Origin of the sequence: Paraburkholderia lacunae, from assembly GCF_003353175.1 — a bacterium.
GTDB classification, from domain to species: domain Bacteria; phylum Pseudomonadota; class Gammaproteobacteria; order Burkholderiales; family Burkholderiaceae; genus Paraburkholderia; species Paraburkholderia lacunae.
This window is the reverse complement of record NZ_QHKS01000001.1, coordinates 390,904-406,986: the sequence shown is the minus strand read 5'-3', so window position 1 is coordinate 406,986 and position 16,083 is coordinate 390,904. Positions and strand designations below refer to the sequence as shown.

The following is a 16,083-nucleotide window of genomic DNA, read 5'->3' as shown; positions in this document are numbered from 1 at the left end:
CAAGCTATCGGCCTTTCATGAAGCTATTCAATTTTTCTGGTCCGGCGCTGCGCGCGTTGGCGCTTGGCGCCGCGGCGCTGGCTTTGACGTCCACGGCTTTTGCGCATGCGCATCTCGTGTCGAGCGAGCCGGCGGCAAACGCCGAAGTCGCCGCGCCGGCGGAAGTGACGATCCATTTCACCGAGCCGCTCGAACCGGCCTTCAGCAAGATCGCACTGAGCGATGCGAGCGGTAAGGCCGTCGCGCCGGCTGCCTCGCAAGTCGACAGGAGCGACGCCAAGGTCCTGCACCTGGCGCTGCCGTCGCTGGCGGCGGGCCGCTACACGGTGCACTGGACCGCGGTCGCCACGGACGGCCACCGCACCCAGGGCAACTTCGCATTCACCGTCAAATGAGCCTCGACGGACTGTGGATCGGGCAGGTCGCCATGGCCGCGCTCATGAATGTCGCATTTGCGTTTGCCGTGGGTTCGGCGTTGCTCGGCGGGTGGCTCGCCAGGGACGCGCAGGCCAAGATCGCCCCGGCGCGGCCCGCCTGGTTGCGTGCGCAACGGTCGATGCTGACGGCCGCCGTCGTGCTGGTGCTCGCGGATTGCGGCTGGTTGTTGTATCAGGCGGCGTCGATGAGCGGCGTCGGGTTGCCCGCTGCGATCGGTGTCGTGCCGACCGTGTTGACGCAAACGCACGTCGGCTACGGCTGGAGCGTGGCGTTCGCGGGCGCGCTGGTCCTGCTCGGCACAGCCATCGCTCATCACACGGGCATGGTGCGCAACGCGTTGCTGTGGCTCGCGGTGATCGCGGTCGCCGCGGGCAAGGCGTCGCTCGGGCATGCGGCCGACGCCGGACCGGCTCCGGCGGCGATCGGCATGCAGACGCTGCATGTGCTGGTCACGAGCGTATGGGGCGGCCTCGCAATGGCGGCGGGGCTGTCGGTGTTGCCCGCGCTCGGCATCTCCACCGCGCGCGGCATGCTGATCCGCACGGCGACGCAGGTGTCGAACGTGTCGCTGGTGGCGGTCGGCTTCGTGTTGCTGACCGGCCTATTCAACGGCGTGCGCGGCTCGGGCGGCTCGTTCGAGGCGATCGAGATCAGTACGTGGGGTCATGTGCTGACGCTGAAGCTCGCCTTGGTTGCGCTGGCGCTGGTGCTCGGCGGCCTCAACCGTTTTCTCGCGCTGCCGCGTTTGCGCCGCACCGCATCGACGATGGATGCGCATACCTTCGTCAACGTGCTGTATCTGGAAGCACTGGCGATGATCGGCGTGCTCGTCGCGGCGGCCGCGCTGGCGCATAGCGTGCCGGCGTTCGCCGCGCTGGGCTGAGCGCTGTCGCGCTCGCGGCTGGCGCGACATAAAAAGCGCCGCACCTCAAACGCGTGCGGCGCAATACACACGGTCGCCCGGCGGTGGCCGGCTGATCCGTTACTGCCCTCTAGGCAGTGAGCGTGTTGCGCGCCCGTTTCAGCGTTGCTTCCGGAAACATGTCCTGATGCAGTTCGCCGTCGTCGCCGAACCACTGGCAGATCAGCCAGTTGCCGGGCGCGAACACCACCGGGCCGGCCCAGGTGGCGGTCATCGGAAGCCCGCCGGACTTCAGCGTCAGTATGTCGCCGGGGCGATACGCGGGTCTTCTTGCCAGGCGCATGGAGAACATCCGCTCGATGAAGGCGGGGTTATTCGAAGCCGAGCCGATGTCCGAGTATCGGCGCGCAGAACAGCGCAATCGCGCAACCGGCTGCCTTGCCTTCCAGTTCCGCAGCCGCAGCGCGCGAGCCGTACATGTGGGTCAGCAGGTCGAAGAGTTGCGGCAGGCAGTACAGCACCGCGGCGGCGATGAAGCACTTCTCGACCACCTGGATGCGCCAGCCGCGTTCGAACGCGAGCGCCGCGCCGATGATGCGAAGCACGCCGAACGCGACCAGTGCGCCCACGGCGGCCTGTTCGCGGATCAGATAGTCAGGAAGGAATTCGCCCATGATGCTCCCCCGATGCATTGTCGTTTGAATGCATTTGAGCAAGGAGTGGGCCAAGCGTATGTCCGGTGCCGAACAGATGGCTTGAAAGCCTTTCTGGGTAAGGCTTTGCGCGATTCGAGGCGAGCCCCGGAAAGGGCCGGAAACGACGTGTTTCGAGCGTTTCGGTCCGGGATGTTACGTAACTGCGACGGCGCGCGCTACGCGTTGCGTAACACGCGCGACGGCGTCATGGGTGGTTCTTGAAAACAGAACACCGCCTTCAGGCGGCGTTCCAGTTCACGCAATTACCATTCGGCGACGCTGCCATCCTCATGGCGCCACACCGGATTACGCCAGCGGTGGCCGACCTTCGCCATCTCGCGCACCTTCTCCTCGTTGACTTCGATGCCGAGGCCCGGGCCTTGCGGAATCGACACGAAGCCGTCTTCGTATTTGAAGACTTCCGGATTCTTGATGTAGTCGAGCAGATCGTTGCCCTGGTTGTAGTGGATGCCGAGGCTCTGTTCCTGGATGAACGCGTTGTAGCTCACCGCGTCGATCTGCAGGCAGGTCGCCAAGGCGATCGGACCGAGTGGGCAGTGCAAGGCGAGCGCGACGTCGTACGCTTCGGCCATCGACGCGATCTTGCGGCACTCGGTGATGCCGCCCGCGTGCGACGCATCCGGCTGAATGATGTCGACGTAACCGCCCGACAGAATGTGCTTGAAGTCCCAGCGCGAATACAGACGCTCGCCGAGCGCGATCGGCGTGCTGGTCTGATTGACGATGTCGCGCAAGGCTTCCGCGTTCTCCGACAGCACCGGCTCTTCGATGAAGAGCAGCTTGTAGGGGTCGAGTTCCTTCGCCAGCACCTTCGCCATCGGCTTGTGCACGCGGCCATGGAAGTCCACGCCGATGCCGACGTTCGGCCCGACCGCTTCCCGCACGGCGGCGACGTTGTTGATCACGCCTTGCACTTTGTCGAAGGTGTCGATGATCTGCAACTCCTCAGAGCCGTTCATCTTCACCGCCTTGAAGCCGCGTTCGACCACGGCGCGCGCGTTGTTCGCGACGTCGCTCGGGCGGTCGCCGCCGATCCACGAATACACCTTGATCCTGTCGCGCACCTGGCCGCCGAGCAGCGCGTGAACCGGCACGCCGTGATGCTTGCCCTTGATGTCCCACAGCGCCTGGTCGACGCCGGCGATCGCGCTCATCGTGATCGGGCCGCCGCGGTAGAAGCCCGCGCGGTACATCACCTGCCAATGGTCTTCGATCAGCAGCGGGTCCTTGCCGATCAGATAGTCGGACAGTTCCTCGACGGCGGCCGCCACCGTATGCGCGCGGCCTTCGACCACCGGCTCGCCCCAGCCGACGATGCCTTCGTCGGTCTCGATCTTGAGGAAGCACCAGCGCGGCGGGACGATGAAAGTTTCGAGCCTGGTGATTTTCATGGTGTGCGTCTCCTTGCGGCTTGAGCGCCTGCGGAATATTTCGAGGATTCACATGCTACAACAAAACCTCGTTTAAGTACTATTAATAGTACTATTGGTGAAAATTTGGGATGGGGTCGATGGATTCCGCGCCTTGGGTGTGAGGGTTGGGATGCCGGATAATCCCGCTCGTTCCGGCCTGGGTTCCGATATGACATAGCGCCGCAAGGCTGCTGGGAGAAAGCTATTCAGCACGATCTGCATGGGCGCGTCGCCCATTTGCTGGCAACCGCGATACTGCGCGGCGACTACGCGCCCGACTCGATCCTGCCGCGCGAGGCGGAGTTGATGGACACATTCGGCGTGAGCCGCACAGTGCTGCGCGAGGCGCTGCGTACGCTGACGTCGAAAGGGCTGATCGAATCGCGGCCGCGCGTGGGCACGCGCGTGCGGCCGAAAAACGCGTGGAATCTGCTCGATGTCGATGTGCTCGACTGGTACTCGCGCGTGGCCGAGCCGATGGCGTTCGCGCTCAAGCTGCAGGAGATGCGCGAGATGATCGAGCCGCACGCGGCGGGTTTGGCGGCGGCCTCGCACACGGACGAGACTTTCGATGCGCTCGCAACGGCACATGCGGCGATGGTCGCGGCGCGCAATGTCGATGAATGGGTGCGCGCCGATCTGCAGTTTCATTTGAGCGTGCTGACCGCCTGCAGCAACGAACTGCTGATTCCGCTCGGCACGCTGATCGAGCGCACGCTGGAAGCGCAACTGCGGCTGAATGCGAAACGCGCGGAGGTGTTCAACGCGTCGCTGGCCGAGCATACGGCGGTGTTCGAGGCGATCCGAGAACGCAATGCCGTGGCGGCGCGCGCGGCGATGGCGGGATTGCTGGGCGTCACGCGAGGAAGGATCGAAGGCTGAACGCCGTGCAGGTGGTCGTCGAATCAATCCATTGCCGCGTGCGCGAGCGATGCATCCGGCTGTTTGCGCGCTGGCCGGATCAGCAACAGCCGCGCGTCGATCCGTTTCAATAACCGCCCGGCCAACAGCATCGCGATCATTGTGCCCGCGCCGCTCGGCGCGGTGACGAGGTCCGTTGTCGCGACCGGATAGTTCATCAGGTTTTGCAGCATCGGCGGCAGCAGCGCGCGCGTCGCGGACATCACCGCACCGATCACGAAGATGAAGAAGGTGCCGGTGGCGAAGTTCGGGTCCTTCATGCGCCGATGGATCGCATCGGCGGGGTTCGCCGCTCATTTCGCTTCAGACGCTGCGCCCGACGGCTGAACCAGTTCGAAGCAGGCTGCCTTTGTCTTGGCATCGGGTGGCGACGGGTCGATGCATTTGAACGCGCTCTGGTCGCGCTGGACGAAAATGGTATCGGCCATGCCGGCGCTGCCGTGCGCGCCATTGATCACGGCGACGATCTTGTAGCCGTCCTGTAAAAGCGTGGAGAGTGCGAGCGGGCTGGCGCGCCACTGGCCGTCGGCGGGTGCTGTCTCGGCGTGAGCGGCGAACGAAGATGCGGCGAGGAGAATGACTGCCGAAGCGGTAGTCGCGGTGGAGCGGAATCTCATCAAGAAACCTCCTTGAAGTTGCAGGGTTGGGCATTGATACGACAGCGGGCCGGGCCCAAAAATCTTTTTGCTGTCGATTTCAGCTATCCCAATTTCAGTTATATTACGCACCCGCTGCCTCCATCCCTCCAATGGAGGCAGCTATCCGGTGGTTTTCACGAGTCGCTCCCGCGCGCTCGGCAATTGCGGTCAGTGCGCTTTTTTGGTGCGCGCGCCGTTGAGTGTCGTCGGCTCTAGCCCCGTTCACGTTTGTGGCAGTTGGTTTTCATTTCAAGCGGCGTCCATATCCAGCGACGCACTACGCACCCGAGACACAAAAAATTTGTCGCCGTACGCGACAGGAAGTCCTTGAGCTTCCTGCGCGCAGGCTTTTATTGGCGCATTCGATTCCTCTGATCGGAACTCCGATTGAGATGTGGGAAGGTTTTTTGCCGACACCGTTCAAGCGGAAGTTCCGGTGAGGATTTTGTGCACGTTGAGAAGGGTTGTTCATTTTGATCAAGACGATAAGAGCGGTTTTTTTGGGGTTGGTTGTTTCCGTGGGTGCACTTTCCGCGCAAGCCGGCGAGACGAAAAAGGTCGACGTCCTGCTGGTGGGCGGCGGCATCATGAGTTCGACGCTGGGCGTGTGGCTCCATGAGCTTCAGCCCGACTGGTCGATGATGATGATCGAGCGTCTGGACGGTGTGGCCAAGGAAAGCTCGAATGGCTGGAACAATGCCGGCACCGGGCATTCCGCGTTGGCCGAGCTCAACTACACGCCCGAGAAGCCGGACGGCACGATCGATATTTCGAAGGCCGTCGAAATCAACGAGGCCTTTCAGGTGTCGCGCCAGTTCTGGGCCTGGCAGGTCAGGAACGATGTGCTCAGGAATCCGCGCTCGTTCATCAATTCGACGCCGCACATGAGCTTCGTCTGGGGCGACGACAATGTCCGTTTCCTCAAGAATCGCTACGACGCGCTGCAGGCAAGTCCGTTGTTCCGCGGCATGAAGTACTCGGACGACTTCGACCAGATCAGGCAGTGGGTTCCGCTGATGATGGAAGGCCGCGATCCGAAGCAGAAGGTCGCGGCGACCTGGTCCCCGGTGGGCACCGACATGAACTTCGGCGAGATTACGCGCCAGTTCGTCGGCTACCTGCAGAGCCAGCCCGGCTTCAATCTTTCGCTCAACAGCGAAGTGCGCAGCATCAGGCGCAATGCTGACGGCACGTGGCGGGTGTCCTACGTGAAGACCCAGACCGGGGACTCCGCGCAGGAGGTCGACGCGAAGTTCGTGTTCATCGGCGCAGGCGGCGGCGCGTTGCACCTGCTGCAGGCGTCGGGTATTCCGGAAGCCAGGGACTACGGTGCGTTTCCCGTGGGCGGTTCGTTCCTCGTGACGGAAAATCCGGAGATCGTGAGCCGGCACCTGGCCAAGGCGTACGGCAAGGCTTCCGTCGGTTCGCCGCCGATGTCGGTTCCGCACCTGGACACGCGCATCATCGACGGCAAGAAGATCATTCTGTTCGGACCGTTCGCGACGTTCTCGACCAAATTCCTGAAGAACGGCTCGTACCTCGATTTGCTGGGCAGCACCAATATGCACAACGTCGTGCCGATGATGCACGTGGGCGTCGACGAGTTCCCGTTGGTCGAATACCTGGCGGGTCAGCTGATGCTGACCGATGACGATCGCTTCAATGCGTTGAAGCAATACTTCCCGCAGGCGAAGAAGGAAGACTGGCGCCTGTGGCAAGCCGGTCAGCGAGTGCAGATCATCAAGCGCGACGGCGCGAAGGGCGGCGTCCTCAAGCTCGGTACGGAAATCGTGAGTTCGCAGGATGGCAGTATCGCCGGTCTGCTGGGCGCGTCGCCGGGGGCCTCGACCGCTGCGCCGATCATGCTCGGCCTGCTCGAGAAGGTGTTCAAGGACAAGGTGGCGACGCCGGCGTGGCAGGAGAAGATCCGTCAGATCGTCCCGAGCTACGGGACCAAACTCAACGACAGCCCAGCCAGGGTGTATCAGGAATGGAGCTATACCAGCCAGGTGCTGCAGCTGACGCCGCCGCCGCAGATCGACCTCGCCACGACGCCGGGTTCGAAGCCCGAGGTCACTGCACCGCGGCCGGCCAAGGCTGCGGCTGACATGGCGCTTTAAGTTTCGGGATGGGGAAGCGGCCGGGTAGATGGCCGCTTCTGATATTCAGGAGGCGAAGGGGTAGACATCGTGGTGCCCCCCGGGAATGAAAGAGGTTTGGCGTCAGCAGGCAGGCGCTGGACATCGCGAGCCGTCGCGGGTGCGCGACCTCGCCGGTAAAGCCTGATCATCAGCGCCCCATTGGGCGGCCTATCCCGGATCAGGCCGCTTGCGTCCTGTTCGCCTCCGCCTCGCCGCGTTCGACCAGAATGACGAACTGCTCCTCTTCATGGATTTCGAAGCGCCGGATCTGTGCGACCTGATCGGCGGAAAGTATCTTGCCCTTCGTCATCAGCAACGTGCCGCGTGACGTTCGGAGGTCTTCCGCCAGCTTCATCCCTTCCTTCAGGTGAGATGCATCGAGACGGTCTGGTACTCCCTCTGGCGCCAGCTCAGCGTGCCTGGTTACCAGATCAATGTATTTTTCAGAGACGACTGGGTCATAGCGTATGCCCGATTGTGCACGCACCGTGGAGACGATCTGGCCGTCGCTCATCTTTTGTGGCGCGATTGCGCCGATGCGTAAATCCTCCACGTCGCGGGCAAGAGCCAGAATGCGGGCGCCCAACGGAATGGATTCGCCGAAAAGGCCATCGGGCGTGCCACGCCCGTCGAACCGCTCGTACTGGTGGCGGATCATGCCTTGCACAGCGCCAAGCTGCGACACGGGGCTTAAAGCCATCTGGCACTGAAGGGGATGCAGGCGATAGAGCTTCGCTTCATGCGGGGACATCTTCGCGATGGGCGTCTTCAGAAGTGCGTCGGGCAAAAAGAGCTTGCCGATTCCGTGCAACAGGCCTGCCATCAACAGTTCGTTGCAGGCATAGTCGCTCATTTCCAGCGCTGCACCGAGCTGTCTCGCGAGTTCTCCGATCCTGGCGGAATGGCCCGGGAGGCCACAGCGCATTTCGACCATGTTCGCGCACACCTTCACCATCGTCAGGAAATTGCTTTTCAGATCCTGCTGTGCGCCTTCGAGAAACATGACGGTTTGCCTGATTTCCTCCGTGCGTGCATGAACCTCCCGTTCCAGCCCGGTGTTGAAGTCAGCCAGTTTTTCGTTTTGCAACTGAAGCAGGCGGGTCAGTCGTTCAGCTTCGCGTTTCAGGCTGAGTTGCTCGAGCCCGCGTTGTATCGTCAGCAGAAGATCCTGATCGTCCCACGGCTTGTGCAGGTAGTGATAGACGTGACCTTCGTTCACCGCGCGAACCACGGCATCGACTTCCGAATAACCCGTCAGCAGTATCCGGATGGCGTCCGGGCAGAGAGACTGGGAGCGGGCCAGAAACTCAGCGCCGTCCATATTGGGCATTCGCATGTCCGAAATGATGATATCGATCTGCGCGGATTCAAGCAGCAGGAGGGCCTCAGCACCGCTGTTCGCGGCGAGCACCTCGTATTTCAGCGGACGGAGCAGTCGTCTGAGCGACGAAATGACCCCCGGTTCGTCATCCACCAGTAGCAGCCTCGGCACGGCGGCCTTGACGGACTCTTGCGCCGCCGCGAGCGCTTCGCTCTCGTCGGGTACCTTGTCAGTCGCCTGAAGTTCGGACATGAATTTTCTCGCAGAGTTGGGTGCCGCCTGCGCATCTGGGTCTGTGGATTCTACGAAGGCGTCGCCGCATGATGTTTCGCTCAAGGGAAGTTAGAACGATTCGAGGAACTGGTTGAGGGCATGTTTCATTCCCTCGATGGCTGCGTCAGGCAACATCATCACCATGCGCGCGCCGAATCCCCCTTTCTCGAGCGTGAAGTGAATCTCGAGCAGCAGTGCGAGAGCCCATCGTCCGTTGAGGAGAAGCCCGTCGTTAGACTCTGCGGCAAGTGGCAAAAGAGTGGGACCGGAGAAGCAGATGCGCCGGCCAAGCTGTTCGAATACGCTTCGAACGCAGGCGCCCACAAGCAGGTTGGCAATGTCGCACAACATTTCGACTTCTGCGTCGGTGTTTCCGACGTCATAGCCCATCAATTGCTGGAGTTCCCGCCGGCCATCCCTGCCGAACAGCACAATGGTCTCGCCGGAAATGTCCGACTGGAATGCCTGACGCACCGGCGGCAGTTGGCCGTCGTCCTGGCTCGTCAACGCATCGCGTAGCTGGTCGATGCTCACAAGCCTGATGCCGGGCACCGACAACGTAACGAATGCGCCGAGGAGTTTCGCCAGTGCGGCAGCTGCCTTGCCCATCCCGACATTGCAAATCTCCTGGAGCGCGTCCCGTTGGTCCTCGTTGAGCAACTGTTCATTCATGGAGACCGTACTCCTTAAGAATCGGCCGAATGGCTTCAATCGAAACGGGTTTGCTAATGAATCCAATCGCGCCGAGCGCCTTCGCGCGCTCCACGGCGCCGGCCTGGATATCTGCCGACACGACAATGACGAACGCGTCGAGCCCTTCGTGCTGGATCGCCTCGAGCACTTCGAATCCGTTCATTGCTGGCATGGTCAGATCGAGAAATATCACCGCGCCCTTGCCGGCGCGATACAGTTCCAGTGCCGCCGCGCCATCCGACGCCAGGGTGATGTCTACGTCCCAGTCCTCAGGCAAGGACCTGACGAGCAGCTTTCGGGCTAGTGTCGAATCATCGACAACAAGGATAGGCAAAGCCATAGGTCTACCTCATGTGGCAATCGCCGGCTGCGCCGGTTGACTGTGTATTGACTGCGCCGGCGGGCATTGGAAACGCCGCTAGCTGGCTGACTACTTCGGGCGTCGACGCGTCTATCGGAAGCGTCACGCGGAACGTCGTTCCCATGCCGACCGTGCTTGTTACGGATATCTGGCCATGATGTGCGTTGACGATCCCATAGGTCACCGATAATCCGAGGCCGGTTCCCTGACCAACCGGTTTGGTTGTGAAGAAGGGATCAAAAATGCGTTTGATGTGCTCTGGCGGAATGCCGCATGCTGCATCGGCGACTTCGAACCAGACGCGCGATGCGTCGGCAGGTTCGACGCCCGTGCGGATGGTGATCGTGCCCGCCGCAGGGTTGAGCTGATCATGATTCCCGCTATACGCCTGCGCGGCGTTGACGACGAGATTCAACACGACCTGACTGATCTGCGAGGGTATGCACTGGACCAAGGGCAGCTCGGCGTAATCGCGAACCAGATGGGCGCGATACTTCACTTCGTTATGCACGATGTTGAGCGTCGACTCGATGCAGCGATGGATATCGGTCCATTCCCATACATGCGTGCTGTCGATCCTGGAGAAGTCCCGCAGATCGATCACAATCGTGCGGACGCGGGCGAGGCCCTCCCTGGATTCCTGCACGAGCGTTGGGGCATCGCCAAGCAGGTAGTCCAGGTCAGCGTTTTCGGCGAGCGCGCGCAGATCGGTCTTGAGTGACGGCGCGGCCTTCCCGACCAACCGATCTATATCCTCGGCATACCGGATGAGCGTCCTGATGTAGCCCTCAAGGGTATTCAGGTTCGACAGCACGAAACCCACGGGGTTATTGATTTCGTGCGCAACGCCTGCCGCCAGTTGCCCGATGGCGGCCAGTTTTTCCGATTGGAGAAGTTGCTGATGAGCATGCGCCAGCTCTTCGTTAAGCTCGGTGAGCTGCCGGTTGCGCACGGTCAATTCGGCCAATGCGCTGGAGACGGTCTTCTCCCGCTCTTGCAGTTCGCCATATGCGATGCAGACGTCCGTGGCATCCACGATGGTTACCGCGACCGCCGCGACTTCTCCCTGATTGTCCTCGATCGGGATAAAGCTGCAGTTTTGCCGCATCGCGTCGATCGTGCCGGTGATCGGGCGCGAGTGCTCGAAGCGGAAGAGAAAAGGGCGATGCTCCCACGACGAATAAGCTGGCGTGCCGAGCACGAACACGCCCTCGATTTTTCTCCTCAGCCACTGTTGCGGCAATTCCGGAAACGCCTCAAGAAGATCCATGCCGATGACGGTTTCGGCGAACCGTCCGGTGTGAGACTGCATGAAGCGGTTCCACGTGAGAATGCGCAGGTCGCGGTCCACAGCGAAGACACCGCAATTCACCAGTTCGACAATGGCTTCCGAAAGATTTGTTTTCACGGAAAAGCCCCACGATATTTACAGTGCGCGGACTGCGACTGACCGTCGACTGCAAGCAATAAATACCGATGCCGTCGCTCATACGGAATTACGGCAATAATGGTGGCGATTCAGATCGGGATTAGCCCTGGGCGATAACGCATAAAATAAAGAAGCCGGCGCAAAAGCACCGGCTAATGGTTCTGGCTATTTTGAGGGACATATGCCGGAACCTTTTTCAGCATGGCGGACACTCGCAGTCGCTGCCGGCCGAACAGCATGAAAGAGACCGGCTTGTTCCGCGCATGGCCATAAACCAGATTCCGCCGCATGGTTGCGTGTGAACCCGATTTAAAGCTACGCGCCCGTCTGGTCGATAACAGCATTTATCTGAACACCTCGTTGCCGGACATCAAAGTGCGGGAATTGGTGCAGGAATACATCGGCTATACCCTCTGCAATATGAACCTGCAATGTGCCCAGCTGTGGATCGGCAGCGGCAGTAACGGCAAGTCCGTCATGCTCAACATTGCCCGGGCATTGCATGAGAAGGCTGTCGCAATGCGACTGGATAAGCTGGGTGGCTTTGACCTGACTTCCATTGTCGGGGCATCGCTCGCCATCTGTGACGAAACACCGAAGGCGAAAATCAACCAGCAAGCCTTGAAGACTCTGATTTCGCAGGGGCTGATCGACATCAACCCCAAGCATAAGGCTTCGTTCAGCTACAAGCCGATTGCGAAGTGGATCATCTGCGGAAATCACATGCCCGCCATTGACGACCACTCGGATGGCTGGTGGCGACGGTTCCACATCATCGAATGGAATGCTCAGGTCAAAGGCAAGCAGTAAAGGTGTAGTCCGGATCGTGGTGTAAGTTCACCACCTCCATGCAGTCAATAACCAATCTATTTAATAAGGAATGCAAATGAAAACAGAAGATACGATTTGTCAGGCAGTTCTTGAGAAGAAGCTCATCGGATTCTACTACGACGGGCACTATCGGCAGGTTGAGCCCCATCTCTACGGCACCGCGAACGGCGAACCCCGGTTGCTCGGGTATCAGGTGGCGGGCAAGAGCAACAGTGGAAGCCCGACGAGTTGGCGACAGTTCAAGACGGACAAAATGGCCTATGCCCGGGTGCTCGATCAGGGCTTCAATGGTGGTCGGTTGAAGTCGGAACCGGCGAACTGGGATCGCTGCATTGCTATCGTGGACTGAACCGACATGAACCAATCAAACGAAGAGCCGTGCCTAACGGCTCTTTTTTACTGTCCGAGCTGGACGGCTGAAACCCCTGTCGCGCTGCCTTCCCTTAGGCCTTGTCGAGCATTACTCGGTCACAACGGACGGTCTGCAAGACATATCAAATATACCCGATTGCCCGTTAATAAACACATCATATTTTTTGTCAAGCTTATGCGCGTAAGCAAATCCAACTATCTCATCAAAATTCGCTTTTGCTTTGTTGTATCGAAAAACTGCATCTTTATCCTTGCAATTAATTGGGTCATTTAGATTAACGCCTATTGCGGAAAAATCTGATATCAATTGATTGATATGGTCATCCTCCGCCTTCTGTTGTCCTGCCGCGCCGAGCGTCACCCGCTCAGTTTGAATCTTGTCAAATGCGTCGCTATATTGTTTCGCACGCTGCTGGATGGCCTCTGACTTGCTCTGATTTTCCTTTTCTAGTTGATTAACGATAAATTCTCGTCTTTCAATATCCTGCTTTTTCTGGTTGATTAATATTTCATTATTTGATCGATATTTTTCAAAATCGATCTGCGCTTGGGAGAATTTTTGCTCCTGGACATCCAATGCCTCTCGCTTCTCGTCAAGCTGCTTGTTTTCATCTAAGAACTTCCAGAGAGTGCCGGAGAAAAGAAGAATAACCACAACAGTTCCGCCGAGGTATCGTTTTGCCAAGATTCGAGCTGTCTTAAGATCAATTTCCATGATGACGTTCAACGTTAGTTCGATCAAATTCGCGTGGCATTCCTATAACAGACTAGTGAAGCGCCTCTCATCATTGTTTACGTCATCGCTTAGAAATTCGTCAGCAGTCGATGCATGTTTTGCCTGTTTGTAAGCCATTCGTCGGATGGCCCTTGCATTCTTGAAAAAATCCGGTATTGATATAGAAAGCCGAACGACGCAGAGCCTAAGCAAGGTCAACCTTTATCACGGTAAAGCCATGATAAACGATGTATCTGGGGTTCCCCCAGTCCCCTGAAGAGCTACACCTGCGACGCAGACACGGACACCGCAATGCTCGGCCTACATAACCATAACAACAGGAGCCGATATGGAACAGATTCAATTTGAGCAGGCAGGTGCCTCACCTATCAAGAAGCGAGCCGGATTGTCCGGCATCGATGGCAACATCCATCGCCGTGACCGTCGTGTCGAAATCAGATTCAGTAACGAAGAACGTGACCAGCTTGCCCACCGTGCCATCGACGCAGGCTACACCAATCTTGCCCAGTATCTTCGTGAAGCCGTGATGAGCATGAAAGCCAATTCAACAAGCGGCGATGACCAAGCATGGTTACAGAATATCAATCGTATTGGAAACTACATTGCCGAAATCGCCGGACGACTCAACGAAGGCGAACAGCCCGACGATGAAATCTTGCTTGATGTCATGCAAATTCAGGAATACGCAGAAGAAGTCTGGGCAAGCGAATGAACATCCAACCACCGGGCCACCAGAACATCAAGCTATATGAAGCCTTTAGCCTGCGTCCGACTTCAATTACTGGTAATGCATATCGACCTGCACTCCAAGCAGCTTGCTCTCAGGGCCGTCGTCTTGCAGTCGCAATACCGTCCGGCCTAGTAGCTCGTCGACCTCCTTCGGGGACAGTTCAGACTGAAGCGCGTCTAACTGGTCCTGATTGACTGTGGCAATGTATTGCAAACCGTCTTTTGACGAGGCCGAGCTTGCAGTCTGGAACAACACGGCACGTTGTCTGGGGTCTATATCGCTGAAAAGTCTGCTGTCGTGGAAGATGAACGCCATCTCGTGGTTTTGTTGTGCTGTCAATACCGCCAGATCGTAACAAAACAGCTTTACCGCATTGATGCCGTCCGAGCCATCGGCCTCTATCCGAACGTCGAAATCGTAGCGAGTCTTGTTGTCCCCTAGGTTGTTTTGCAGTGTTACCTGACGATTTTCCTCGAGACGTGACACCAGCGTCGCTGCCCGGAGCACAGCCAAAACTTGCGGGCAGAATCATTGGCGGAAAGTTTGTCGTCGGCTTGCGATGCTGACGCAGGTGACAGCGTCCAGCTCTGCACAACCCAACTTCTTTAACGCGGTGAAATGACGGTCGTTCAGCCACTCGTCGGCACCGGCGTCACGCAGAATCAGCCGGAACGCTTGCACATCCTCTTGCTCGCAAAAAGTTGGGCAATGAAGCGGTCTCCGTCAAGTATGCCCGCCTCGGCCGCTGCAGCGAGGCTGTCCATTGCCCAAGCTAGCCGGGATTGGCCGGCATGGTGAGCAGGGCCGACAGCTGGATTGGTGTCAGTGTCTTGTCGCGATGATTCCAGCCGCCGAACTGGACATATTCATTCCGGGCATGGATGCACTCTGCTGGGCGCGCGCGGGGAGCGCGGCAATCGTTAAGGCCGCACCTGCGCAGATAAACACGACCCGGATGGAAAAATGACTTTTCATCTTCAATCTCCTGTTGGGGAAGGTCATTCTGAGTGGCCATGGTGTTGATGGTGTGTATGGCCATGGGAGGCATGATGCTCATGCCCACCGTGGTCGTGCTGACCCTTTTCCATCATTCGCATCATCTCGGGGCCGCCGGTCCTGAAAAATTCAAACGTCAAGACGATGAAGACTGCGCCGAAGATGATGTCGAGCACGGTGGTGTAGTTGAAGGTAATCGCTGCGTCCAAGACTGCCGTATGCCGTTCCGTCGGGACCCACCCGATGGACTGGAACAGCGCTTCGACCACGAGTGCCGCTGAAACCATTGCAAGATAGAAGGTCACGGCAAGGAACACCGTCATCCGGCCGCCGTAGTACTTCCTGTAGATGTTGAGGATGGGAAGAATGATGAGGTCGCCAAAGATGAAAGAGGCCACGCCGCCAAAACTGATACCGCCGTTCCACAGCACCGCAGCGAGCGGCACGTTTCCTACGGAACAGGTAAACGACGCAACCGAAATCAAGGGGCCGACAAACGCACCCCAAATCATTGCCGCCGTTGGATGGCTGACGAGGAAGAACTTCTGCCAGAAGCTGTCTGGCACCCAGGCGCCGAGCGCGCCAGCGATGAGCAACCCCATTCCGATGTCGCGCCAGAGCATCGACCAGTTCATGACGTAGCTGTGGCTGATAGCTATCCACCCGTCTCTGGATGAGAGACGTTGTTTCCAGGTCCCGTGCTGTTCGCCCATCGACATGGCAGCGTGACCCTCCATGCTGCCGGCGATACCCTTGTCCGCCTGCCCGATGGCTTCGCTTTTGAGCGAGTCCTTGAGAAAGAACCGGAAGAACAGCGCCAGAACGACAATCATGATTGGGCCACCGATGAACTCAGCGGCGGCGAACTGCCAGGAAATCAGCACCCACATCAACACGCCCAGTTCAAGCACAAGATTCGTCGCTGCAAACTGGAACGCCATGGCGGCCGTGAAGTCACCGCCCTTTCGCACAATGGAGCGGGCCATCGCGACGGCTGCATAGGAACAGGAGGAGGATGCCGCACCGAGCAAGCTGGCGACCGTCAGCGAGCGAGGCGATGCATCAGGCAGAAGCTTCGACATCTCTGACTTCGAGACGGCAACTTCAATCACGGCGGAGAACAGGAAGCCCAGGCTCAATCCCCAGAAAATCTGCCACAGCATGGTGAAGGACATCCAGAGGGCGTGACCGACAGCAGTGACAATCTGCATTG

General features: G+C 59.0%; 19 protein-coding genes and 1 pseudogene. 7 read left to right on the top strand and 13 right to left on the bottom strand.

Annotated elements, in window-relative coordinates:
• The first annotated feature begins 17 nt into the window (after positions 1-17).
• The gene (gene copC, locus DLM46_RS01975; protein ID WP_115099013.1) at positions 18-395 is read left to right on the top strand and encodes a copper homeostasis periplasmic binding protein CopC; all 378 of its coding nucleotides are present in this window, start codon (positions 18-20) and stop codon (positions 393-395) included.
• The gene (locus DLM46_RS01970; protein WP_115099012.1) at positions 392-1,321 is read left to right on the top strand and encodes a CopD family protein; all 930 of its coding nucleotides are present in this window, start codon (positions 392-394) and stop codon (positions 1,319-1,321) included. The genes copC and DLM46_RS01970 overlap by 4 nt, the downstream gene beginning before the upstream one ends.
• Positions 1,322-1,430: 109 nt before the next feature.
• On the opposite strand, the gene DLM46_RS01965 is transcribed toward DLM46_RS01970, so the two are convergent.
• From DLM46_RS01965 to dgoD, 3 genes are all read right to left on the bottom strand, one after another.
• Entirely contained in the window at positions 1,431-1,643 is a 213-nt protein-coding gene (locus DLM46_RS01965; RefSeq protein ID WP_115099268.1) for a YodC family protein, read from the bottom strand.
• Positions 1,644-1,671: 28 nt separating this feature from the next.
• Entirely contained in the window at positions 1,672-1,974 is a 303-nt protein-coding gene (locus DLM46_RS01960; RefSeq protein WP_115099011.1) for a hypothetical protein, read from the bottom strand.
• 284 nt (positions 1,975-2,258) lie between these two features.
• Entirely contained in the window at positions 2,259-3,407 is a 1,149-nt protein-coding gene (gene dgoD, locus DLM46_RS01955) for a galactonate dehydratase (protein WP_115099010.1), read from the bottom strand.
• Between the two features lie 225 nt (positions 3,408-3,632).
• Here dgoD and DLM46_RS01950 point away from each other — a divergent pair, with 225 nt between their 5' ends.
• Complete coding sequence (locus DLM46_RS01950) at positions 3,633-4,310, top strand: FadR/GntR family transcriptional regulator (RefSeq protein WP_425273959.1); 678 nt, start codon at positions 3,633-3,635, stop codon at positions 4,308-4,310.
• Between the two features lie 77 nt (positions 4,311-4,387).
• On the opposite strand, the pseudogene DLM46_RS01945 reads toward DLM46_RS01950, so the two are convergent.
• Both DLM46_RS01945 and DLM46_RS01940 read right to left on the bottom strand, forming a co-directional pair.
• Positions 4,388-4,609: pseudogene (locus DLM46_RS01945) on the bottom strand (EmrB/QacA family drug resistance transporter); the annotation flags it as partial.
• 33 nt (positions 4,610-4,642) lie between these two features.
• Positions 4,643-4,966, bottom strand: a complete 324-nt coding sequence (locus DLM46_RS01940; RefSeq protein ID WP_115099008.1) for a hypothetical protein — start codon at positions 4,964-4,966, stop codon at positions 4,643-4,645.
• A gap of 494 nt (positions 4,967-5,460) precedes the next feature.
• On the opposite strand from DLM46_RS01940, the gene mqo reads away from it, so the two are divergent.
• A complete protein-coding gene (gene mqo / locus DLM46_RS01935; RefSeq protein WP_115099267.1) occupies positions 5,461-7,107 on the top strand; it encodes a malate dehydrogenase (quinone) in 1,647 nt (548 codons plus the stop codon).
• Between the two features lie 199 nt (positions 7,108-7,306).
• On the opposite strand, the gene nosR is transcribed toward mqo, so the two are convergent.
• The 4 genes from nosR to DLM46_RS01915 form a co-directional block, all read right to left on the bottom strand.
• Positions 7,307-8,701, bottom strand: coding sequence for a response regulator c-di-GMP phosphodiesterase, NosR family (gene nosR / locus DLM46_RS01930; RefSeq protein ID WP_115099007.1), 1,395 nt, complete (start codon positions 8,699-8,701; stop codon positions 7,307-7,309).
• Positions 8,702-8,791: 90 nt separating this feature from the next.
• Positions 8,792-9,394, bottom strand: coding sequence for a chemotaxis protein CheC (locus tag DLM46_RS01925; RefSeq protein ID WP_115099006.1), 603 nt, complete (start codon positions 9,392-9,394; stop codon positions 8,792-8,794).
• Entirely contained in the window at positions 9,387-9,755 is a 369-nt protein-coding gene (locus tag DLM46_RS01920; protein ID WP_115099005.1) for a response regulator, read from the bottom strand. The genes DLM46_RS01925 and DLM46_RS01920 overlap by 8 nt, the downstream gene beginning before the upstream one ends.
• A 4-nt stretch (positions 9,756-9,759) precedes the next feature.
• On the bottom strand, positions 9,760-11,184 hold the full coding sequence (locus DLM46_RS01915) for an ATP-binding protein (protein WP_115099004.1): 1,425 nt from the start codon (positions 11,182-11,184) through the stop codon (positions 9,760-9,762).
• 309 nt (positions 11,185-11,493) lie between these two features.
• On the opposite strand from DLM46_RS01915, the gene DLM46_RS01910 reads away from it, so the two are divergent.
• Together DLM46_RS01910 and DLM46_RS01905 are read left to right on the top strand one after the other, a co-directional pair.
• Positions 11,494-12,015, top strand: a complete 522-nt coding sequence (locus DLM46_RS01910) for a DUF5906 domain-containing protein (RefSeq protein ID WP_115099003.1) — start codon at positions 11,494-11,496, stop codon at positions 12,013-12,015.
• A 76-nt stretch (positions 12,016-12,091) separates the two neighbouring features.
• Positions 12,092-12,385 carry a WYL domain-containing protein gene (locus DLM46_RS01905; RefSeq protein ID WP_133300293.1) on the top strand — a complete coding sequence of 98 codons (294 nt, stop codon included), beginning with the start codon at positions 12,092-12,094 and terminating at the stop codon, positions 12,383-12,385.
• Between the two features lie 111 nt (positions 12,386-12,496).
• Here the strand turns inward: DLM46_RS01905 and DLM46_RS01900 are convergent, their stop codons facing one another.
• Positions 12,497-13,123 (bottom strand): hypothetical protein, encoded by a 627-nt coding sequence (locus tag DLM46_RS01900; protein ID WP_115099001.1) that lies wholly within the window; start codon positions 13,121-13,123, stop codon positions 12,497-12,499.
• A gap of 349 nt (positions 13,124-13,472) precedes the next feature.
• On the opposite strand from DLM46_RS01900, the gene DLM46_RS01895 reads away from it, so the two are divergent.
• Entirely contained in the window at positions 13,473-13,856 is a 384-nt protein-coding gene (locus tag DLM46_RS01895; RefSeq protein WP_115099000.1) for a plasmid mobilization protein, read from the top strand.
• Positions 13,857-13,922: 66 nt separating this feature from the next.
• Here the strand turns inward: DLM46_RS01895 and DLM46_RS01890 are convergent, their stop codons facing one another.
• From DLM46_RS01890 to DLM46_RS01885, 3 genes are all read right to left on the bottom strand, one after another.
• Positions 13,923-14,360: a DUF2326 domain-containing protein gene (locus tag DLM46_RS01890; protein WP_165847894.1), complete on the bottom strand. Its 438-nt coding sequence runs from the start codon at positions 14,358-14,360 to the stop codon at positions 13,923-13,925.
• Between the two features lie 286 nt (positions 14,361-14,646).
• On the bottom strand, positions 14,647-14,889 hold the full coding sequence (locus DLM46_RS38930; RefSeq protein WP_133300292.1) for a hypothetical protein: 243 nt from the start codon (positions 14,887-14,889) through the stop codon (positions 14,647-14,649).
• The gene (locus DLM46_RS01885; protein WP_115098998.1) at positions 14,873-16,081 is read right to left on the bottom strand and encodes a permease; all 1,209 of its coding nucleotides are present in this window, start codon (positions 16,079-16,081) and stop codon (positions 14,873-14,875) included. Before DLM46_RS01885 ends, DLM46_RS38930 begins: the two co-directional genes overlap by 17 nt.
• Positions 16,082-16,083: the final 2 nt, after the last annotated feature.